Source organism: Porphyromonas pasteri, from assembly GCF_014647755.1.
Taxonomy (GTDB): Bacteria; Bacteroidota; Bacteroidia; order Bacteroidales; family Porphyromonadaceae; genus Porphyromonas; species Porphyromonas pasteri.
In genome coordinates, this window is the sequence record NZ_BMPU01000001.1 from 241647 (window position 1) to 263158 (window position 21512).

At 54.7% G+C, this 21512-nt stretch carries 15 protein-coding genes; all 15 read right to left on the minus strand.

Annotated elements, in window-relative coordinates:
- Nucleotides 1-2: 2 nt before the first annotated feature.
- Nucleotides 3-1478 carry a cysteine--tRNA ligase gene (cysS, locus tag IEX77_RS00990; protein ID WP_188807313.1) on the minus strand — a complete coding sequence of 492 codons (1476 nt, stop codon included), beginning with the start codon at nucleotides 1476-1478 and terminating at the stop codon, nucleotides 3-5.
- Nucleotides 1479-1775: 297 nt separating this feature from the next.
- Nucleotides 1776-3149 carry an MATE family efflux transporter gene (locus tag IEX77_RS00995; RefSeq protein ID WP_188807314.1) on the minus strand — a complete coding sequence of 458 codons (1374 nt, stop codon included), beginning with the start codon at nucleotides 3147-3149 and terminating at the stop codon, nucleotides 1776-1778.
- Between the two features lie 120 nt (nucleotides 3150-3269).
- Nucleotides 3270-6005, minus strand: a complete 2736-nt coding sequence (locus IEX77_RS01000) for a transglutaminase domain-containing protein (RefSeq protein ID WP_188807315.1) — start codon at nucleotides 6003-6005, stop codon at nucleotides 3270-3272.
- A gap of 49 nt (nucleotides 6006-6054) precedes the next feature.
- On the minus strand, nucleotides 6055-6807 hold the full coding sequence (locus tag IEX77_RS01005) for a copper homeostasis protein CutC (protein WP_188807316.1): 753 nt from the start codon (nucleotides 6805-6807) through the stop codon (nucleotides 6055-6057).
- Nucleotides 6808-6814: 7 nt separating this feature from the next.
- On the minus strand, nucleotides 6815-8146 hold the full coding sequence (locus IEX77_RS01010; protein WP_188807317.1) for an alpha-L-fucosidase: 1332 nt from the start codon (nucleotides 8144-8146) through the stop codon (nucleotides 6815-6817).
- Between the two features lie 924 nt (nucleotides 8147-9070).
- Nucleotides 9071-11347, minus strand: coding sequence for a GH92 family glycosyl hydrolase (locus IEX77_RS01015; protein WP_188807318.1), 2277 nt, complete (start codon nucleotides 11345-11347; stop codon nucleotides 9071-9073).
- An 83-nt stretch (nucleotides 11348-11430) separates the two neighbouring features.
- Nucleotides 11431-13008, minus strand: a complete 1578-nt coding sequence (locus IEX77_RS01020; RefSeq protein WP_188807319.1) for an MltF family protein — start codon at nucleotides 13006-13008, stop codon at nucleotides 11431-11433.
- Nucleotides 13009-13032: 24 nt separating this feature from the next.
- Nucleotides 13033-14472, minus strand: a complete 1440-nt coding sequence (rlmD, locus tag IEX77_RS01025) for a 23S rRNA (uracil(1939)-C(5))-methyltransferase RlmD (RefSeq protein ID WP_188807320.1) — start codon at nucleotides 14470-14472, stop codon at nucleotides 13033-13035.
- Between the two features lie 103 nt (nucleotides 14473-14575).
- A complete protein-coding gene (glmM, locus tag IEX77_RS01030; protein WP_188807321.1) occupies nucleotides 14576-15970 on the minus strand; it encodes a phosphoglucosamine mutase in 1395 nt (464 codons plus the stop codon).
- An 18-nt stretch (nucleotides 15971-15988) separates the two neighbouring features.
- Nucleotides 15989-16621: a DUF4827 family protein gene (locus IEX77_RS01035; protein ID WP_188807322.1), complete on the minus strand. Its 633-nt coding sequence runs from the start codon at nucleotides 16619-16621 to the stop codon at nucleotides 15989-15991.
- Nucleotides 16622-16658: 37 nt separating this feature from the next.
- Nucleotides 16659-17699 (minus strand): DHH family phosphoesterase, encoded by a 1041-nt coding sequence (locus tag IEX77_RS01040; protein ID WP_188807323.1) that lies wholly within the window; start codon nucleotides 17697-17699, stop codon nucleotides 16659-16661.
- Nucleotides 17700-17797: 98 nt separating this feature from the next.
- Nucleotides 17798-18736: a M48 family metallopeptidase gene (locus tag IEX77_RS01045; protein WP_373287870.1), complete on the minus strand. Its 939-nt coding sequence runs from the start codon at nucleotides 18734-18736 to the stop codon at nucleotides 17798-17800.
- A gap of 42 nt (nucleotides 18737-18778) precedes the next feature.
- Nucleotides 18779-19936 (minus strand): CapA family protein, encoded by a 1158-nt coding sequence (locus IEX77_RS01050; RefSeq protein WP_188807325.1) that lies wholly within the window; start codon nucleotides 19934-19936, stop codon nucleotides 18779-18781.
- 2 nt (nucleotides 19937-19938) lie between these two features.
- A complete protein-coding gene (gene rsgA, locus IEX77_RS01055; protein WP_188807326.1) occupies nucleotides 19939-20892 on the minus strand; it encodes a ribosome small subunit-dependent GTPase A in 954 nt (317 codons plus the stop codon).
- A 36-nt stretch (nucleotides 20893-20928) separates the two neighbouring features.
- Entirely contained in the window at nucleotides 20929-21492 is a 564-nt protein-coding gene (frr, locus tag IEX77_RS01060) for a ribosome recycling factor (RefSeq protein ID WP_188807327.1), read from the minus strand.
- Between the last annotated feature and the right edge of the window lie 20 nt (nucleotides 21493-21512).

A 21512-nucleotide genomic window follows, 5' to 3' on the forward strand; every position in this document is an offset into this window, starting at 1 on the left:
GCTTAGAGGGACCACTCGGTACCTTCCTTCGTGTCCTTAATAGTGAATCCGAGGGTAGCCAGCTCATCACGTATGCGGTCAGAGGTCGCCCAATCCTTGTTGCTCTTGGCCTCAGCTCGGATAGAGAGGAGAAGATCTACTGCGCCTGAGAAAGCTTCGCTTGCACCTCCTTCGCCTAAGCGCTCGTCACGGAGTCCCAGCAGGTCGAAGAGGAAGAGGCGATATACTCGACGGAGCTCATCAAGATCCTCTGCTGTGATCGTGGCTTGCTTATGATGAATGGAGTTGATAGCACGCGCAGCCTCAAAGAGCTCAGCGATGGCAATCGGTGTATTGAGGTCGTCATTGAGAGCCGCATGGCAGCGCTCTGAGAGACCTTGGATTCCTTGGATGGAGGTAGTGCTTCCAGCTTGTAGCCCGTCGAGTAGAGCAGCTGCGTCGAGCAGACGAGCCAAACCCTTCTCTGCGGCCTTCAGAGCTTCGTTGCTGAAGTCTACCGTACCACGGTAGTGAGCACTGAGGATGAAGAAGCGGATTGTCATGGGCGAATAGGCCTGCTCTAGCTGGTCGTGTTCGCCAGTGAAGAACTGATCCAGTGTGATGAAGTTCCCGAGGGACTTCCCCATCTTCTGCCCATTGATGGTGATCATGTTGTTGTGCATCCAGTAGCGCACCATGGATTCACCTCCTTGAGAGGCCTTGGCTTGAGCGATCTCGCACTCGTGATGAGGGAAGATCAAGTCCATGCCACCACCGTGGATGTCAAACTGCTCGCCGAGATACTTTCGTCCCATAGCAGTGCACTCTGCATGCCAGCCTGGGAAGCCTTCGCCCCAAGGGCTGGGCCAGCGCATGATGTGCTCGGGCTGTGCCTTCTTCCAGAGGGCAAAGTCCAGTGGGCCGCGCTTCTCATCCTGACCATCGAGAGCGCGCGTATTGCTCAGCATGTCTTCGATGCGGCGTCCACTCAGCTCACCATAGTTAAAGCTCTTGTCATACTTCTCTACGTCAAAGTAGACTGACCCATTGCTCTCATAAGCAAAGCCTGCATCGAGAATCTGCTGGGTCAAGGCAATCTGCTCAATGATATGCCCTGAGGCCATAGGCTCAATGCTGGGAGGGAGCACCCCAAGGCGCTCCATCGCATGATGGTAGCGGGTCAGGTAGTACTGCACCACTTCCATGGGTTCGAGCTGCTCGAGGCGTGCCTTCTTAGCGATCTTGTCCTCTCCCTCATCAGCGTCGTGTTCGAGATGCCCGACGTCAGTGATGTTGCGTACATAGCGCACCTTGTAGCCTAAGTGGCTCAGGTAGCGGAAGAGAATGTCGAAGGTAATCGCAGGGCGGGCATGCCCGAGGTGGGCATCCCCATAGACGGTAGGCCCACAGACGTAGAGCCCCACGTGAGGAGCCTGTGCTGGGACGAAGGCTTCCTTGCGGCGGTGGAGCGTGTTATAGATAGATAGCGGATGCTGCATCTCGTATATGATTATTTACCACAAAGATAATAGTTCTTGCTGGCTTCCCCGCCCTTTGATTGCCTTTGTATAGGGCTTCTACACCCGAATGAAGGTAGACTTTGTTCGGCTACTTAGTCTTCCTCTACAGTGGGGAAGAATAAGTGCCTCGGCTGGATAGTGGTATGAACCTATATTGGTCGACGGGTGAACCTATATAGGTCAGCTTCGTGACCTATATTGCTTGTCTTCACGACCTATATAGGTTCACCCGTCGACCAATATAGGTTGCTATCATCCCCTCTATGAGGATGGAGCTCACCTTGGTATAGAGATGCGGTCAAAGCGTCGCTTGAGAAGGAACCCCAAGAGCAGTAGGCTCACAGGGAAGGCAGACCAAACAGCAGTGAGCTGGATACCTCCACCTTCTAGCCCAAGCCCAAAGCCGAAGAGTAGACAGAGAGCGGGCGCTATGATGAGGTGTACCCCACAGGCATAGAGGGCCATGTGCTTTACGTCCTCCATCCCTCGTAGCGCATTGCTATAGATGACCTGAAGGGCATCTGCCGGTTGGTATAGTGCCATAGGAAGTATGGCCAGTGCCGTCATCGTGATGATACCTGGGTCATTACTGAAGATGTAGCCTAGGTAATGTCGTCCGAGGATAAGTCCTACGAGAACGAGTAGTGCCACAGCTTCGGCTAAGATGAGGGCTATTCCCACGGTATGTCGTATCTGTTTATGATCCCCCTTGCTATGGGCACTGCTCACGAGGATAGTCGCTGCAGCCCCAATGCCATAGTACACCAAGAAGCCCAGTGCAGTGAGTGTACATAGGATCTGATGGACAGCCAGAGGATGCTCACCCAGTGGGGTGACGATAATAATGGCAAAGGTCCAAGCCGCAGTCTCTACCCCCGTCTGTATGCTGATAGGTGTCCCCAGACGGAAGAGGCGGACGAAATAGGCCGGGAAGATGCTGCGCTCAAGGGAGGCTCGGCTGATGACTTTGAATGAGCGGCTATAGCGCAGTACGAGTGTGAGAGCCACAAGCATATAGATGCGCGAGAGGAGTGTGGAGAGTCCAGCACCATAAAGCCCAAGCTCAGGGCATCCCCACTTGCCGAAGATCAAGAGATAGTTCCCGATGACATTGAGTAGGTTGGAGCTAAGGATAATCCACATGGGGACCTGCGTCCGTCCCATACCATCGAAGAACTGCTTCAGCGCTGCTGATGCCATGTACACGCCGAAGGAGACCATCTGCAGGATGAAGTACGGCCGGATGAGTGGCAGTAGGTCGGAGGGTACACGAAAGAGCTCCAAGAAGATATATACCCCGACAAGTAGTAGGGTAAGGCCGAAGACAATGAGCAGATTCAGTAGGGTGCTATGGCGAAGAAGTCGTCCGAGCCTAAGCTGATCACCACGGGTATGTGCCTTCGCTACCAAGGGAGTAAGCCCATAGCTGAAGCCCAGTCCGAGTACAAAGAAGAGGGCGAAGATATTGTTGACGAAAGAGGCGGCTGCCAGAGCATCGGTGCTATACTTACCGACCATGATGGTGTCAGCGAAATTCACCGAGATAATGCCTAATTGTCCAAGGATGATGGGCGTACCAATATGGAGGAGTTGGCGTAGCGTGTGAGACTGCTCACGTAGGTAGCTACGAAGTCGTTTGATAGGAGTCATCAGCATCTTTTGTGGGACAAAGATACGATACTCTCTCGGCTTGTTCCCTGCATAGATGGACAAGAGGCCCCCTCCCAGAGCTGGGAGAGGGCCTCTTGACGATGGTTTATAAGCGCTTGCTTATGGGGCGGTGCAGGTCTGTGTGGGAGCGGTGCACTGCTCCTTCTCGAGGGCAGTGATGACCTGACGGATCTGGCGACCCAGACCGATGGTGTAGCCCTGCGAAACGAAGACCACGCGGTTGAAGGTGTCAGCGATGACGAATACAGGGAGGTTGCCTGCACGGAGCTTCATGTTCGTGACGAGCTCAGAGAGGATTGTACCCTTATCATCAAGACCGAAGACTGTACCCTTGGGAAGACCTGCGAAGTCCTCTGGACGGTAGCGGCTCTGGCTCGTCTTGTCCTTGAAGAGTAGGACGAGGCTACGGCCCCAGTGCTCGAAGACTTCACGCTCTGCGATGATGTCCTTCAGCGCATGGTTCGTAGGCTCTTCTCCTGCTCCGAGGACACCGAGGATATAGTAGCCACGGCCTGTCGTCGTGAGGATGGACTGTTCCTTACCAGTGGGGGCTGCGAACTGCTCGGTCTTCGTCAGATCCTTAGCTTCACCATAGTAGGTGTAGAGATTCTCAGCATTGAAGCTACCGAGGACTGCTACAGCCGTGGTGTCGCGACGCATAAGGAGCTCCTCATCGGTCGTCTGCCCTGCCTTGATATCGAAGGTGCGCATATTCACCAGGACGCTACCGCTCGCCAGACGTGAGCCCGTGACAAGCAGGTAATGCCCTGCATCCATAGGAGCGCCATCCTTGAAGGTCTTAGCCCACGAGGTCCCTTGCTCCAGACCGTTGTCTCCTTCGTCATAGGCAAGTAGGCGAGTCTGCCCCTTGTCATCGAACTTGGAGATAGTGAACTGGTAGTAGTACTTCGGATTGTCGATGATACCATTGTCTTTATAGCTCAGGCGAAGTGTACCCTGCTTAGCAGCTGTCTGGGGAAGTCCCTTGTCGAGGATGACATCGTGCCATCCGTCCTTCTCATAGACCTGTACCTTGCCCGTCACCCCGTCGATCTGTGCAGGCCAGCCCATAGCACGTGCCAGCGAGACGAAGAAGATATTACGAGAGTGGGTATCAGCTTTCTGACTCTTCCACACCCCGATAGGCTCAATGGGATAGGTCAGCGGGTTGTAGCTATTGTCTATCTGGATGGTAGCGACGCACCACTGGCGTAGAGCTTCGAGGGAAGAGCGGAACTTGCTCTGCAGCTCTTGTGGAACTGCTTCTGCGAAGTACTTCTTATAGGGTACTAGGGGCTCGTTGGCTACACGAGGATTGTAGATGTAGCTCATAGCAAGCTCCTTGTTCGTAGCGAACTGGGGGAGGGGCTTCGTGTTATCCAGATGGTCACGCAGCACTTCGAGGGGAACATCGCGGCGGTCCTTAGCGGAGATGACTCGGAGGAGTGCCTTCGCCTGCTCTTGATCCTTAGAGCCCTCGACGAATTCGTGTAAGGTCTTCCAATTGCCACGAGCATCGAGACCCTCGAGCTGCTTCCCGACGAAGGAGGCCACGTACTGCCCGCGGATAGAGTCCTCGACAGCCATGCGACGATTGTTCTCAGCACGCTGGGCATCAGTGACGTTGGGGTACTTTGCATCCTCACGTGGAGGTGTGATGAGGAGGTCTTCATTGATACGATCTCCCGGGCGATACTTCAGCTGGAGGCGTACCTGCTTGTCGGTGCCGAAGGTGACCTTCTGCATGCCGAAGCGATAGCTTGTCCCCTCGGGCTTGCTGGCATAGACGAGCATATCTCCTTGTCCAGCAGTGAGTGAGACACGACCAGTGGCATCACTGACCTTGGTAGCTACGGTATAGAACTCCCCATAGTTGTACACGCGGAAGGAGACGGGTACTCCAGCGAGGGGGCGACCCGTAGCATCGGTGACCTGCACATTGACCTTGCCTACATGAGCATAGTTGTCAATGACATTGATCTCGGTGTAGGTAGGAGTATTCCCGATAACTTCCTCTGGTCCGTCATAGCGACCAAAGGCCTTCGTGTGGACGAGCATGGCACGTGAAACGGGAGCGTTGAACCATGCGAGGTTGAGCACGGGCTCGGGCTCGCAGGCTCCGAGGAAGAGCCACTTGCCATCTACCCAAGCTTCTACCCAAGCATGATTGTCATCTGTGTGTGCCCAGCGAGGGGTATAGACCTGACGTGCGGGGATACCGACTGCACGCAAAGCTGCGACCAAGAGCGTGGACTCTTCGCCACAGCGCCCATAGGCCGAGCGGATGGTAGCCAGAGGAGAGGAGGTGCGGGAGTCACTTGGGGTATAGACGACGTGCTCGTGGCACCAGCGGTTGACCTCGAGTACCGCATCATGCAGGGAGAGTCCCTTGACGCGATCCTTCAGAGCGTCAAAGAATACCATGCGTGAGGCATCAAGCGCCTCATTATTGACACGGATCGGGAGGACGAAGTGCTTCCACTCACGCTCAGGGATGGACTTCCCCCAAGGGAGTTCCTTGCGAGCGCGTAGTGAGGCGCGGACATTCTCGAGGTAGAAGTCCCCATCTCTATCGATGAGGTCATTCGTGGGCATGTACGCGTAGAGAAAGGTCATAGCGTCACGCTCCTCGGGAGTCATCTGCTGCTTGAAGATTCGGAAGAAGTCACCCTTGGGGAAGGCCTTCTGCTTGGCAAGGAAATCTTGCTGGAGCTTAGAGGCTGCGGGGCGGCTGGTCTGTACCTTGCGGGTCGGCTTCAGGGGGAGAGCACTGAGCTCTGTGATCCCACCGAGGAGCCCGAGGGCAAGGGAAAGGGTGATGATTCGTGAATTCATGCGGATGTGTATAGTATCTGTATGTCGTGCGGATGAGTATCGAGTAGGCTTACTCGAGTGCTTGTAGGGCCTCTACAGCCTGACGTATCTTCTTGGGGTCAGTGAAGAGGTAAGCATATTCGTCGATGGTCACAGTGCCTCCCATCGAGACGCCCTCATGGCGGTAGCGCATGGGGCTGGGCTCGGCAGTTCGGCCTGAGAAGTGGAACTCTCGAGCACCTGTCTTACGAGCAAGGTCTGCTACATTCTCAGGGGTGACACCAGCGCCAGGCATGATGATGATGCGATCTGCAGCCTGCTTGACGAGGGCGGCGATGGCATCTGCTCCCTCGGGTGCTGAGGCGGCCCCTCCTGAGGTCAGTACGCGGGCGCAACCAGCTTCGATGATGTCCTCCAGTGCCTGGGCGCGGTCCTGACAGACGTCAATGGCACGATGGAAGGTCACGGGGAGGCCTTCTGCGGCCTCTACAAAGCGGCGAAGGAGGGGCTTGTCTACAGCTCCGTCGGCTGTGAGGCAGCCGACGACGATGCCGTCAGCGCCCAGCTCGCGAGCCATGCGAATGTCGGCAAGCATGGCCTCTACCTCAATAGGTGTATAGAGGAAGTCTCCGCTGCGTGGGCGGATGATGATGTTGAGCTTGATATTGATAGCTCGGCGTGCGGTGAGGATCTCACCATAGGAGGGGGTCGTACCCCCCTCGGGGAGACCAGCGCAGAGCTCCACTCGATAGGCTCCGCCCAGCTCAGCTCGGCGGGCGCTCTCGGCACTCCCTGCACAGTTCTCTATCCGATAGGTACTCATTATTGTCTTAGTGGAGGGTGACCTCTACGATATAGTCAATAGCATTGGCTTCTGATGGAGCCTTGTCGAAGGAGAGCGTCAGCCCGAGCTTCGTCTGCTGGAAGGGGATGGGGCGACGGGTATCGTAGGCTACCACGCTCTTTACCCTCTCGGTCAAGGGCAGTGAGAGCATACGGCTCTTCCAGTCGAGGATATGCAGGTAGACGGTCTTACCCTTCTGGGTCGATACCCCCCATTCTTGCGGAGGAATGATGCCTTCGCGTACACCATCCTTGACGGTCTTGCCGTAGGTCTTCATCCACTTGCCGATCTTCTCGAGGCGGTCGATAGCCGTAGCAGGCAGAGCACCCGTAGCTTCGGGGCCGATGTTGAGAAGGAGGTTTGCATTACGACCTGCGGTCTGGACGAGCAGACGGATAAGGGTCGTATCAGACTTGTAGGTCTGGTCGATGATCTTGTAGCCCCACATACCATTCATCGTCTGGCAGGTCTCGATGGGGAGCTTGCTGATAGCCTGACCGGAGAGCCCAGCGGTGTTGGCACCGGGTACATCGCGCTCAAACATCTGGAAGTCTTCGCCTGGGTGTACCTCACCGTGGTGGTTATTCCCGATAAGGCAGGCGGGGTTGATCTTGTGGATACCAGCGTACATCTTATCGAAGTTCCACTGGAAGCCTGGGTTGATATCTTGGTCCCATTCACCGTCGAACCAAATAGCTTCGGCGTTGTAGTCGCGGACGAGTTCGGCGAGCTGGGCGTTCATAAAGGCATCATACGTCTTCCACTTCCCGTGCTTAGTACGACCCGTACCCTGGCCTGTACGCCCGATGGGGTAGTAGTCATCGCGGTGCCAGTCAAGGAGTGAGTAATAGATGTGGAAGCCCAGGCCCTGCTTGCGACACTCGTCGCGGAGCTCAGCGAGAATGTCTCGCTTGAAGGGCGTTGACTTGATGATATTGTAGTCGCTCTGCTTGGTATCCCACATAGAGAAGCCTTCGTGGTGACGGGAAGTGATCGTCAGATAGCCTGCACCAGAGGCCTTGATAGCAGCGACCCACTTAGCGGCATCAAACTGTGCGGGGTAGAAGGCTCCTGCGACCTTGGAGTACTCATCACGATTGAGATTGGCATTGGTCATATACCACTCGCCCTGACCAAAGATGCTATAGAGCCCCCAGTGGAGGAAGATCCCGAAGCCACGGTCGCGGAATTTCTCGCGCGCAGCGAGATTCTCTTTCGTGGGCTTATAGTTCTTTTGCGCATGGGAGATAAGGGGTGAGGATACGGCTAAGCCAAGGGCCAAAGCGGCCATACGTGTAGTAGTTAATAGGCTCTTCATTCTGATGTTTTAGTTCGTCAAATATGTGTATTGTCTACAGACGTACCAAAGATACTCAATTCGGAGCATACTGCCGAGAAAAAGTCCCTGAATTTAAGGGCTTCTTTCGAGGTTGATAAAATAGTCCTTTGAGTAGGATTGGTAAGGGGTGCATATGGGGTCAGTAGGATCTGCTGATATGGGCAAGAAAATTGACCAGTACTGGTTGCAGCAAGCACCTCATAGAGCTATTTCTAAGCTGAGACCATTGCGCAAGGCCATCTCTTCACAGCTTGCACTCTCCTCCATCGAACTTCTCAGCCTAAAGCCTCTGATTTCCGAGGGAAGAAGGTACGAGTAATGAAGAGGTGGTCTTGCGCAATGGTCTCCATAGGTATATGAGTACGTGGGTAGAGCTATATAGGATGGCGAAGAAAGCTATATAGCTTTGGACTGATTCCTATATAGCTTTGCTTGGAATCCTATATAGTTTTCGGTGCGAAGCTATATAGCTTTGAGAAGTGACCTCTATTAGTTTCTTGCTCCGCGTAGGGATAAAAGTTGCGGACGAGTGGCAGAAAAGTTTGGGCTACGTACGTGGCTCTAATATCTACGTACGTGGATATTTGGATTTGCGTGCCTGGTCTTTAAGACTACGTACATAGACAGAGGAAAACCACTACGTGAAGGCGCTTTTTTCTTCACGAGAAGGACAATTTTCCCTCCGCTGGATAAGAGGAATACTCGCGATAAGGCGAAGGACTTGTGTATCTCTTCGGAGAGCTATATCAGGGAGCTGGGCGTGCGATACCTTACCACTTTAAATAGCGGGCAGGACTCGCGGCAACAGGCTCAAGGTGCTATATATGATCGGCCCCTACAGCAGGTTATTTGATGGACTAACCTACCGTGGGGGGCAAATTTAAGTGGATGGTGTGGAGGAGACTACTTCTTCGCTCGCGAGAAAGAGTAGGGGCGAGCGCAGGCGTGTGTGCCCCATGAGGTGGCTTTAGCCCCGAGGGTGAAGGTCATCGAGCCTCCACGTCGTAGTGTCTCATAGTCGATATAGGTCTTCTCCCAAGCCTTGCCATTGAGTTGTGCAGACTGGATGTAGGGGACGCTGGGATCGGAGGCACGGATGACGAAGCTCTTCCCCTCGGGCATGGATAGACGGACCTCTCGGAAGTAAGGTGTACCGATAGCATACTGCCCGAGTGCTGGTGTCACGGGATAGAAGCCCAGAGCAGAGAAGACATACCATGCCGAGGTCTGCCCATTGTCCTCGTCTCCGCAGTAGCCATCGGGGCGGTCAGAGTAGAGGCGGCGCATGACTTCGCGCACCCAGTACTGCGTCTTGGCAGGCTCCCCTGCATAGTCGTAGAGGTAGATCATATGCTGTATGGGCTGGTTACCGTGGGCGTAGTTACCCATATCCATGATCTGCATCTCACGGATCTCGTGGATGACGAAGCCATAGTAGCTGTCGTCGAAGATGGGAGGGAGGGTGAAAATGCTGTCGAGCTTGCGAGTGAAAGCCTTATCCCCGCCCATGAGATCGATGAGCCCCTGCACGTCATGGAAGACGGACCAGCTGTAGTGGAGTGAATTGCCTTCAGTGAAGGCATCTCCCCACTTGAAGATGGAGAAGGGGGACTGGAAGGAGCCATCCTGTCGGCGCCCGCGCATCCAGCCGATGCTGGGATCATAGAGCTTGCGGTAGTTCATCGCTCGCTCAGCATAGAGCTGCTGCTGGTCAGCTGAGGCTCCTGCCTTCTGAAGGGTCTGGAGGATACACCAGTCGTCGTAGGCATACTCAAGGCTTCGGGCGGCATGCTCGTTGATCCCTGCGTCGGAGGGTACGTAGCCGAGCTTGTTGTAGTACTTATACCCGAGGCGTCCGGTGGAGCGGATGCTTGGGTGCTCGTTGTTAGCACCGTGGAGTAGCGCCGTAGTGAGCTCTTTCGGATCAATACGCCCCAGCCCCTTGACGAAGGCATCTGCGATGACCGAAGCGGAGTTGTTGCCGACCATACAGTCACGATGTCCGGGGCTCGCCCATTCGGGGAAGAAGCCACTCTCGCGGTAGGCATTCATCATCCCCTCAGCCATCTTCGCTCCCTCCTCAGGATAGACGAGGTGAATCAGTGGCATGAGGGCTCGGAAGGTATCCCAGTAGCCCGTGTCGGTATAGAGGTAGCCAGGGAGTATCTGCCCATTGTATGGGCTGTAGTGGACGACCTCCCCCTTGCCATTAATCTCATAGAAGCGTCGGGGGAAGAGGAGTGAGCGATAGAGGCAGCTGTAGAAGGTGCTCATTCGATCAGGGCTGTCGGTGACAGCTATACGACTCAGCTGCTTCTCCCACTCAGCTTTGCCTTCTGCGCGGACTTGCTGATAGCTCCGAGAGGCTACTTCTTTGAGATTAAGCTCGGCTTGCTCACGGCTGATGAACGAGGAGGCAACATAGAAGGTCGTTGGAGAACTTACCTTCTCGTCTGCAAGATTCACAGCAACAAGGGCGTGTCGTCCATCCTTGCCTTTGCGCTCCTCACGCACGAGACGCTGGATAGGATCGGTGAACCGCACGATGAAGTAGTTCGCAAAGCCCTTAGGCACTCCGCCACTATTCTTACGGCTGATACCAGCTATGGTATAGCGGTCCAGCTGCTGAATCTCGGAGCCTGAGTCAAAGGCATCTACCACGATCCAGCGCTCCTCGGGTCGTGCCATACGGGAGAACTCGACCTCAAAGACAGCGGCACGCTCACTCGGAGCCATGCGGACGCGTGTGTCGTAGTCAGCCAGATAGACCTCATAGGAATAGGGACGAGCCTCCTCCGCCTTGTGGCTGAACCATGAGGCGCGCTTCTCCTCGTTGAAGACGGGAGCTTTCCCCGTCATCGGTAGTAGGGAGAACTGCCCGTAGTCGTTGATCCATGGACTGGGCTGGTGCGTCTGCTTGAGCCCGCGTAGCTTGGTAGCCTGGTAGCTGTACTGCCAGCCATCTCCCATCTTCCCCGTCTGGGGCGTCCAGCTATTCATCCCCCAAGGACGGGAGATGACGGGGTAGGTATTGCCTAAGCTGAGGTCGAAGGTGCTTTGAGTACCGACGAGGGGATTGACCAGATCGACATAGCTCGTGGGGCTGGTGCTACTCGCCTGAAGCGATAGGCTGCCAGCAAGGAGCAGCAGGCAGAGTGAGAGGAGTCGGAGTAATTTCATCAAGGATAAGTGAGGTAAAAGAGAAGGGGGCGGGAAGACCAGTGCTTCCCGCCCCCTCAGATGTTGTAGAGGATGACGGAGGATTACTTTGTTCGGCTGAGGTAGCCGTGGTAGCGGGAGATGACCTCGTCGACGTAGCGTGCGACGCCCTTACCTCGGAGGTAGCCTGCTCGGCAGACGGGGTCGTTGTAGTACTTCGCTTCGCTCTTCAATCGTAGAGCCGTCTCGATACCGCCCTCCCAGCGAGTAGAGGAGTAGCCGTACTTCTCTGCTAGTCGGATAGCATCCTGCAGGTGCGCAGGACCAGCGTTGTAGGCTGCAAGGGTAACCTTGATACGCTCCTCTGGATCGGTGAGTTGCTTTTGGAAGAGTGCATCAATTGATTTCAAGCAGTCCACTGCTACACGTACGGACACTGCTGGATCGAGGAGCTGCTTGACCGAAGCACCATAGATCTTACCCGTTCGGGGCATGATGCCCATTAGTCCGCGAGCGCCCGACCAGCCAACGACCTCAGGGCGAAAGTTCGACTCCTGATAGGCGATGGAGGCCAATACCTGCCAGGGCCAGCCGATGCGTCGTGCCTCCTTCTCGAAGAGCTTGTCAAAGCGTGAGATACCGTAACCACCACTGGGAGTCGGTTCGTGTGTAGCGGTTTCCTTAGGCTGCTTCTCTGTGGTAGAGGGAGTCGATGGACGAGCTGGCTGAGTCCCATGCGATGGCTCCTTTTTTTCTTTCTTGGTCGGAAGCTCACGCTCTTCCTTTGTCTGGGTATTGGGGAGAGGAGATTCCTCTCCATCATCAGACTTGCTGAGCTCGAAGTAGCGCTTATAGATCTCATGGAAGCCTCGGTCTTCGGGGATATCCTTCGCCCACTTGTCCAGAGCATCAGCGAGCCCAATAGCCTTGGGAGAGACAAACCAGCGAAGACGCTGTGCAAAGCCAACCTCCAGCGAGATGTCCAGCTGAGGGTAGTAGGTCTTGCTGAGCTTAGCCAAGTCTGTATCAGCGATCGTATAGTTGATCTCTCGGCTGGCGACTTGAGCGATGAGGTCTTCCGTACTAATGGTATCGGCTGTAATCTCATGCATAAGGATCTTACCTCCAAGCTGCTCCTCAAGGCGCTTGATACGCTCCTCAGCGCGTGAGCCAGCCATGACAGTTAGCTCCTTACCGAGGAGGGCTGCTACATCTTGGATGTAAGGGATGCTATCGCCTGTCTTGGCTTTGCGCTGGACAAGTACCAGTCCTGTCATCACCTCAGGCCCCGCAAAGCGTAGGCGCTCCTTCGCAGAGTGAGTCATAGCCTGAGGGGTGATACAGAGATCGACACGCCCTTGCTCAACCATTGCTTCAGCCTCCTCCATGCTGTGAGTGACGTAGAGCTTCAGCGGGAGCTTGTGGCTTTGAGCAAAGAGGCGTACCAGTTCGTACTGGTAACCCATCGGTTCATCGCGGTAGATGAAGAAGGTCGTCGCACCTGAGAGCGTGACGACTCGGAGTGTATCGGGGAGGCGTAGCTGCTCAGCTTGGAGCTCTCTCGCTGTCGCTTGCCTAGTCCTATGCCTCAGGAAGACAGCCGTAGCTATGGCAATAGCGATGCCGACAAGTAGGAAGAGCACTGTCGGGCGACGCAGTGATGCAAGGATCTTCTGGAGCATAGTTTGGGGAATTAGGGGAGAGGGCTAGCGTCGTACAAGCTGTACGACGTTCTCGATATGATGCGTGTGCGGGAACATGTCCACTGCACGGGACTTCGTCACACTGTACTGGTCTGTAGCGGTGAGTAGCTGAAGGTCACGAGCCTGCGTGGCGGGATTGCAGCTGACGTACACGATGCGACGGGGAGCTGCACGCAAGATCGTAGCGACGACATCTTCATGCATGCCAGCACGTGGGGGGTCGGTGATGATGACGTCAGGCTCACCATGCTCGCTGATGAAGTCTGTGGTGAGGATATCCTTCATATCGCCTGCGTAGAAGAGCGTGTTCTCAATGCCATTAACCTCGCTATTGACGCGTGCATCTTCAATTGCCTCGGGTACATATTCGATGCCTACGACGGAAGCACACTGCCTGGCGACGAAGTTGGCTATCGTCCCCGTCCCCGTGTAGAGGTCATAGACACGCTCCGAGCCAGTTAGCTCTGCGAACTCACGAGCTACTTTATAGAGCTCATAGGCCTGACGGCTATTTGTCTGGTAGAAGGACTTGGGCCCGATACGGAAACGTAGACCCTCCATCTCCTCCTCGATGTACTCTCGCCCGTAGAAGCAATGGATCTCTTGGTCCCCAATGGTGTCATTGCACTTACCATTGATGACGTAGAGTAGGGCTGTGATCAGGGGAAAGCGCTCCTGTAGAGCCGTGAGTAATGCGATGCGCGCAGCTTCATTCTCTCGGTAGAAGACGACCACAACCATGATCTCTCCTGTAGAGGTCGTACGGAGCATTAGGGTACGCATCAGTCCCTCCTGCTTGCGGAGGTCAAAGTAAGGATACTCCTCGGGACGGGCGGAGCAGTAGTCTCGGACGAAGAGGCGGATCTCATCCATGACTTCGGCTCCGAGGTAGCAGGTGTCGATGTTGAGGACCTTGTCAAACATCCCTGGGAGATGGTAGCCGAGGCCGGAGAGCTCATAGGGCTCTGGTGGTGTGGAGCGTGCGTTGAGTACGTCAAGCTCCTCTGGGAAGAGCCAGCGTTTGTGGCTGAAGGTGAACTCGAGCTTATTGCGATAGCGCTCAGTTTCCACCGAGCCTAAGATGGGGAGATATTCGCCTACCTCAATCTTGCCGATTCGCTGGAGGGCGTCGCGAACGACCTGATCCTTGCTCTGTAGCTGGAGGGAGTAGGGGAGGTGCTGCCACTTGCACCCCCCGCAGATGGTGAAGTGTGAGCAGATGGGCTGGGTACGCTCAGGGGAGGGAGTGACGATACGTGCAATCTTCCCTTCCATAAAACTGCTCTTCTTTTTTGTGATCTGGATATCGCAGACATCGCCAGGAGCAGCGAAGGGAACAAAGAGTACCTTGCCGTCTATATGGGTGAGCGCCTTGCCTTCCCCAGCAAGACCAGTGATCGTGATGCCTTCTAAAAGAGGGAGGTCTTTCTTCTTACGTGCCAATTGTCGTGTAAACCGTGAGTGATATGATAAGTACAAACACCAAGCCTCACGATACGGGGAGTCACAATGGAGCGTCCCTGCATAGTGAGGCTTGGTGTGTTGCTTAGTTGAGGTAAGAGAGGAGGACGGCCTTGAATTCGTCTGCGAGACGCTGGGCCTCCTCAGCTGTAGGAGCTTCGGTGTAGATGCGGATGATGGGCTCGGTATTGCTTCGGCGCACATGTACCCACTCTGTCGGGAGGTCAATCTTCACCCCGTCAATGAGGTTGATATCTCCCTTGTCGCTGTATTCCTTGGCTAAGCGCTCCAAGAGAGCACCTGCATCAACGTTCGAAGGAAGGTCTACTCGCTGCTTGCTCATCGCATAGTTGGGGTAGGTGGCTCGGAGTTCGCTGACCTTCTTGCCGCTCTTTGCGAGGAGGGTGAGGAAGAGAGCGATACCTACGAGAGCGTCGCGTCCATAGTGGAGCTCGGGGTAAATCACACCACCGTTCCCTTCTCCACCAATGAGTGCACCCGTCTCCTTCATCTTTGTGACTACGTTGACTTCGCCTACTGCTGCTGCCGTATAGCTGCCGCCATGACGCTCTGTGACGTCACACAGAGCACGGGTCGAGCTGAGGTTGGAGACTGTATTTCCCCCTCCATTCAGCCGGAGTAGGTAGTCTGATACTGCGACCAGCGTATATTCTTCGCCGAAGAAAGCGCCACGCTCATCGATGATGGCTAAGCGGTCTACGTCGGGGTCTACAACGAAGCCTACATCGACCTTGCTGGATCCGATAGCAGCACAGATCTCTGTGAGGTGCTCAGGGAGTGGCTCGGGATTGTGAGCAAAGTGTCCCGTAGGCTCAGCATTGAGAGCGGTGACGTGCTTGATTCCAAGAGCCTCGAAGAGTGCTGGTAGAGCAATGCCACCCACAGAGTTGACGCTGTCGAAGGCGACGTGGAAGTCTGCCTGGCGGATAGCCTCGACATCAACTGATGGTAGAGCAAGTACAGCTTGAATATGCTCATTCAAATAGCTCTCCTCGCTCAGAATGCCTCCGATGTTGTCGACATCAGCGAAGTCAAAGCCTTCGCTCTCGGCGATACGCAGGATTTCTTTCCCTTCGGCATCGCTTAGGAATTCGCCACGGCTATTGAGCAGTTTGAGGGCATTCCACTGCTTGGGGTTGTGGCTTGCCGTGAGGATGATTCCTCCGTCAGCCTGCTTCCCTGTGACTGCCATCTCGGTTGTGGGCGTTGTGGCGAGCCCGATGTCGATGACATCACATCCCATTCCGAGGAGCGTCCCCGTGACGATACGGTTGACCATGATGCCAGAGATGCGGGCATCTCTCCCCACGATGATCAGGGGGCGAGCCTTTTTTGTCTGCTGGCGGATGAAGGAGGCATAGGCAGCTGTGAACTGCGCCGTGCTAATGGGGTTGAGGCCATCGGTGACGTGTCCACCGATAGTCCCTCGTATACCCGAGATGGACTTGATGAGTGTCATAAGGTGGGGAGAAGAAGGTTATTGCTGGGGCTTCGTGTAGAAGGTATAGACCGCCTTCTCTACGAAGAGGCTATTACCAGCGGTATAGTTCTGTGAGGGACCGAGGTCGAAGGGGATGATGAGCTGTACGATAGCTCCATCACCGAGCAGCGACATAGGGAAAGCAACCCCTTCGCAGATAAGGTCTTCATAGACGCCACTTTCGTTGAGAGAACTGTAGTGGATCTTCCCTTCGCTGGTCTCCCATGAGGCATATCGGAAGAAGAGAGGACGGACATTGGTCTCTGTGAGGTTGTCGAAGATTGCTCCCTTGGACTGCGATACATTGAAGAAGTAGCCCTTCAGCTGTACCGAGACGGTGGTCTTATTTGCTTCAGGGCGGGTCGTCCCCTTGTCAAGCACACGTATATATAGTCCATTAGATAGACGATAGAATACATCGGGGTCAATGGTCGAGAGTAGTGTCTCGCTATTGAGCTCCTTCACTGTGAATGATGATTCCTTGATCAGTCGGTCAATCGCTTGGCGCTGCTCTCTCTTGAGCTGGGAGAGAGGCTTAATGGAGCGATTCTTCTTGCAACTTCCCAGTGCCAACACGGGGATGAGAAGCAGTAGGAGCAGGGCGATGCGATGGGTGATAAGTCTATTCATTATTTCTGTCTATGCTTGCTGGACGGTGGTGATGAGCTTAGATGGCTTCTTGAGCTCTCAGTTTCCTTAGTTCACAAAGGTAGATATTTTTAGCCTCTTGGATAGAGCCTTGGTGCTCAGCTCCTGCGGCATTGAGGTGTCCTCCTCCTCCAAAGCCTGTGCTGGCGAGTTGATTGACGGGAAAGGTGCCCGTGGATCGGAAGGAGAGCTTGACTTGAGTCTTATCCTCTCGGATGAAGCAACAGCAGTCAATTCCCTCGATAGTCAAGGGGATATTTACCAGCCCCTCCGTATCACCCTTTGTTGCCCCGAAGCGCTGAAGTTCCTCTTGAGTAAGGATGATACAGGCCGCACGGAGTTCGGGATAGAGCTCGAGCTTCTGATCGAGGACGTAGCCCTGGAGACGAACTTGTATCTCGGGATTGTGATAGGTAAGGCGATCGATGATATGTAGGTAGTCTGCTCCACGAGCCAATAGGTCTGAAGTCGTGGTGAAGAGCTCTGGCGAGAGGTGACTATACATAAAGCGTCCCGTATCGGTGATGATCCCAGTAAGCAGGAGCGTTGCAACCTCAGATGTGATATGCTGCTCCCAGCCTAGAGATAGGATAAGGGCGTGGATTAGCTCACAAGTTGCAGAGGCCTCGGGATAGCTGAAGTTCAGAGTAAAAGTGGGATCAGGGTCGAGGTGGTGGTCAATGAGGATGTGGGGAGCTTTGGACTGCTCTGTGGCCTCAATGAGTGGAGTATAGCGCAGGCGGCTTGGCTGGTTGTGATCGAGGTGAAAGAGGAGGTCAGCTTTATGGATTGCTCTAAGGCTCTCTTCTTCAGCGTCAGGATAGATCAGAAGCTCATCAAGGAGTGGAAGCCAGCTGAGGTAGTTCTCGATACGGTCAGGGCTGAGGACACGGATGGTAGCCTCTGGATGTACTGTCTGAAGGACTTTTGCCCAAGCTAAGGTACTGCCCAAAGCATCACCATCGGGAGCTGTGTGGGGGAGGATGATGATATTGTGATGGCTGAGTATTAGTTGGCGCAGCTGCTCTACGCGCTCTATAGACCAGTGGTATTTACCCATATTACTATGTACGAGGATTGTGGTAGCCCCATGCTATGAGTGTTCTTCGCTCATAGCATGGGGCTCTTCTATGAAATGTTGATAGGAAGTCCTTTCTACTATCTGTTGTTGAGGTAGTTTGCTACGTCATTAGCACGCACGCTACGCGCGTTGCTCTGACGACGAGACTGGCTGGACGATCCCGAGTTGCTACTTGCTGGTGCGCTACCCTGGCCCTTGTAATATTGGAGAGCAGTGGGTAGGTAGGCTTCAATTGCCTTGATGCGGTTGGCATCACTGGGGTGAGTGCTTAGGAGTTCACTCTGCTGACCGCCACCCTTTGACTGGGCCATCTTCTGCCAGAAGTTCACTGCGTAGCGGGGATCATAGCCTGCAATAGCCATAAGTACAAGCCCCATCTTGTCAGCTTCATATTCCTGCTTACGACCGAAGGGGAGGAGTACGCCGACCTGAGCACCGAGACCATAGGCTTGGTTCAGGATCCCACTCAACATCCCTGAGCGCGAGCCTACAGTAGCCCCGAGGAGCTGTCCGCCAGCTTGCATGAGCATCTGGTTGCTGATACGTTCGTTGGCGTGCTTAGCCAGTGCGTGGCTCAGCTCGTGACCCATAACGGCTGCGAGCTCATCGTCAGAATGGCTACCATTACCGACGAGGTTCAGAAGTCCTGTATAGACGACGATCTTTCCGCCAGGCATACAGAAGGCATTAACCTGCTTGCTGTCGACTACATTGAATTCCCAGCTCAGTGTCGAGAGCATGGATTCATAGCCATTCTGCTTGAGGTAGATGTTAGTAGCAGCAGCCAGACGACGGCCCACCTGAGTGACCTTGTTGTTGTACGTGCTATTGTGGCTGAGCTGAGACTTGCTGATGAACTGGCGATACTGCGTCGCACTGGCGGCGAGGATCTCACCATCGGAGACGAGGTTGAGCTGGCGACGGCCCGTGATGGGTACCGTACCGCAGCTGTTGAAGATAAGGAGGCCGATACCGAAGAGGGTAGTCAGGGCTATGCTAAGCTTCTTCATATTCATAAGAGTTGGAGTCGTAATTAAGTGATACAATATAATAGGGAGCTACTTGACGAGAGGGATCATCTTATAGTAGCACTGGAAGGCTTTCAGGTCGCTGGCTTCTTTTGAGGCCATACCTTCGGGTATTGAGTCTAAGTCTACGGGACGAAGACGATAGATCGCCTGTCCGTTGGGTGAGCGCTTCTCGACGAAAACATACTGGTAGTGTGGCTTGGTCGTCCAAGCTGCATTCTTGCTTTGTCGGGTCAGCGTCAAGGAGAGGAGCATTCCACCGCGAGTAGCTGGTGGAGTGATTTGGTTGCTAATGAAGTTCCCCATCGAGTAGATAACGAAGGTCTCTCCACGCTGCGTATCTTGTCCCTGGAGGCGCGTGCTCTCTTGCACGACGTGAGGGTGGCTACCGATGACGGCATCTACGCCTTGGTCAGCGAGCCATTGCGCGAGCTCTCGCTGGGCTCGGTTCGGGGACTTCTCGTACTCGTTACCCCAGTGGATCTGTACGATCTTGTACTCTGCTCCGAGGCTATCTGCACGGCGTAGGTCTGCCGCGATGTGCTCTTTGCTTATCGTGTCTATGACAGTTGGGTGGGGAATTGGAAGCCCATTGGTGCCATAGGTGTAGGCAAGGATAGCCAGCTTAATCCCTCGAACGGATTGTATGAGGGGAGTGCGTGCTGGGCGCTCACTGAGGTTGCGATAGCTCCCTGTGGTGGCTATCCCGAGGCTGTCAAGTACATCGATGGTATGGGTAATACCGTAGCCTCGGCGATCGCAGCTGTGATTGTTGGATGTCGTGAGGATGTCAAAGCCAGCTTCACGGAGGGCTACTGCGAGGGCTTCGGGGGAGGAGAACATGGGATAACCGCTGTAAGGCTTCCCTCCAAAGGTCGTCTCCAGATTGCCTATCGCCAGGTCTGCTCGCTCAATGGCGGGGCGTACAAGACCAAAGCTTTGAGCGAAATCATAGCTCCCATCCGCTTGGGCTGCTGCACGTATCTGCGGCCCATGAGTCATAATGTCTCCAGCAAAGATAAGCTCGAGCGTATCGCCACGTAGGGTCGTACTATCGATGTGTGCAGATGCAGCCTGGCTCTGTGTGCTACTCTGCCCATGGCAGGATAGTGCGAGTAGGCAGGCTGAGAGCGCTGTAGTAGATACGAGTGAGCGACGTAGCCCCCTCAAGAAATGAAGGTGGAGCATATTTACTTGTATTCGGGACGATACTTCCCACTCTCCTTATCCTCGAGGATGCCGAGATAGCTAATGTAGCGGGAAGAAGCTATACGCCCAGCCTCGACGGCTTCGCGTACGGCGCATCCAGGCTCATGGGTGTGTGTACAGTTGCCAAAGCGGCAAGCAGTACTCTCCTCGAAGAGCTCTGGGAAGTAATGGGACACCTCAGCATCCTCCATCTCGAGCATACCGAAGCCCTTGATACCTGGAGTGTCGATGAGATAGCCTCCCTCGGAGTAGGGGAGTGGGACCATCTGTGAGAAGGTCGTGGTGTGCATCCCCTTGAAGTGAGCTAATGAGATAGATCCTGTGCGTAGCTCTACGCCTGGGATCAGCTGATTGATGAGGGTACTCTTCCCCACACCAGAGTGTCCACTGAAGAGCGTGATCTTTCCCTTGAGGTGGTCAATGAGGGCTTCGACACCCTCTCCCGTCGTCGCTGAGACTCGGTGACAGGGATAGCCAATCCCTTCGTAGAGGGCGATGAGCTCCTCCATATAGTCGATAGCCTCTGGAGTATAGAGGTCTATCTTGTTGAAGATAAGTTCCGTGGGGACTCGGTAGGCCTCTGCTGTGGCGAGGAAGCGGTCGATGAAGGTCGTACTGGTCTCAGGTGCTGCGATAGTGCAGACGAGGAAGGACGCATCGATGTTTGCAGCCAGGATGTGGGACTCCTTGGAGAGGTTTGCAGCCCGGCGGATGATGTAGTTCTTACGGGGGAGGATATCCTTGATGTAGAGGGGCTCTTCCTCCGCTTGGCCTGAGGTCTGCTCTACGACGACGTGGTCTCCGACGACGATAGGGTTGGTCGAGCGGAAGCCACGTAGACGAAGGTTCCCCTTGGCTAGACACGGGCGCTCTACACCATCCTCCGTGAGGACGATGTAGTGGCTACCTGTATTCTTAATGACTAAGCCTGTCAATGCTTTGATAACGTGGATGGCGGTCTCGCGCGGAGCTTAGACCGTCATGATCTCCTTCTCCTTAGCTGCGAAGAGCTCGTCGATCTTCTTGATGAAGCGGTCGTGGAGCTTCTGTACTTCGCCTTCAGCGTCCTTAGCTACGTCCTCAGGAGTGTTGTCTGCTTTGATACTCTTCTTGATCGCATCATTGGTATCACGGCGAGCATTGCGTACGCTTACCTTGGCATTCTCTGCGTCAGCCTTGACCTGCTTGACGAGTTCGCGACGGCGGTCTTCGGTGAGCGGGGGGATGCCGAGGCGGATCAGCTCGCCATTGTTCTCTGGGGTGATGCCGAGAGGGGAGTTGATGATAGCACGCTCGATGTCACGGATGATACCCTTTTCCCAAGGAGTGATGACAATGCTCTTAGCATCGGGTATGGTGACAGTACCTACCTGCGTCAGAGGGACGGGGCTACCATAGTACTCGACCATGATACCGTCGAGGATCTTGACGTTGGCCTTACCGGCACGTACACGAGCGAGCGCCTCCTCGAGGTGCTCTACGGTCTTCTCCATCTGGCTGGCGGCTTGTGCTATCAGCCCTTTCAGTTCGCTCATAGAGTTTATTTAGTCGTTGT

Coding starts and splice junctions, on each gene's coding strand:
- IEX77_RS00995 (WP_188807314.1), bottom strand. CDS start 3,149: ATGACTCCTATCAAACGACTTCGTAGCTACCTACGTGAGCAGTCTCAC.
- IEX77_RS01010 (WP_188807317.1), bottom strand. CDS start 8,146: ATGAAGAGCCTATTAACTACTACACGTATGGCCGCTTTGGCCCTTGGC.
- IEX77_RS01040 (WP_188807323.1), bottom strand. CDS start 17,699: ATGGGTAAATACCACTGGTCTATAGAGCGCGTAGAGCAGCTGCGCCAA.
- IEX77_RS01005 (WP_188807316.1), bottom strand. CDS start 6,807: ATGAGTACCTATCGGATAGAGAACTGTGCAGGGAGTGCCGAGAGCGCC.
- IEX77_RS01035 (WP_188807322.1), bottom strand. CDS start 16,621: ATGAATAGACTTATCACCCATCGCATCGCCCTGCTCCTACTGCTTCTC.
- IEX77_RS01045 (WP_373287870.1), bottom strand. CDS start 18,736: ATGAATATGAAGAAGCTTAGCATAGCCCTGACTACCCTCTTCGGTATC.
- cysS (WP_188807313.1), bottom strand. CDS start 1,478: ATGCAGCATCCGCTATCTATCTATAACACGCTCCACCGCCGCAAGGAA.
- IEX77_RS01020 (WP_188807319.1), bottom strand. CDS start 13,008: ATGCTCCAGAAGATCCTTGCATCACTGCGTCGCCCGACAGTGCTCTTC.
- IEX77_RS01000 (WP_188807315.1), bottom strand. CDS start 6,005: ATGAATTCACGAATCATCACCCTTTCCCTTGCCCTCGGGCTCCTCGGT.
- glmM (WP_188807321.1), bottom strand. CDS start 15,970: ATGACACTCATCAAGTCCATCTCGGGTATACGAGGGACTATCGGTGGA.
- IEX77_RS01050 (WP_188807325.1), bottom strand. CDS start 19,936: ATGCTCCACCTTCATTTCTTGAGGGGGCTACGTCGCTCACTCGTATCT.
- IEX77_RS01015 (WP_188807318.1), bottom strand. CDS start 11,347: ATGAAATTACTCCGACTCCTCTCACTCTGCCTGCTGCTCCTTGCTGGC.
- frr (WP_188807327.1), bottom strand. CDS start 21,492: ATGAGCGAACTGAAAGGGCTGATAGCACAAGCCGCCAGCCAGATGGAG.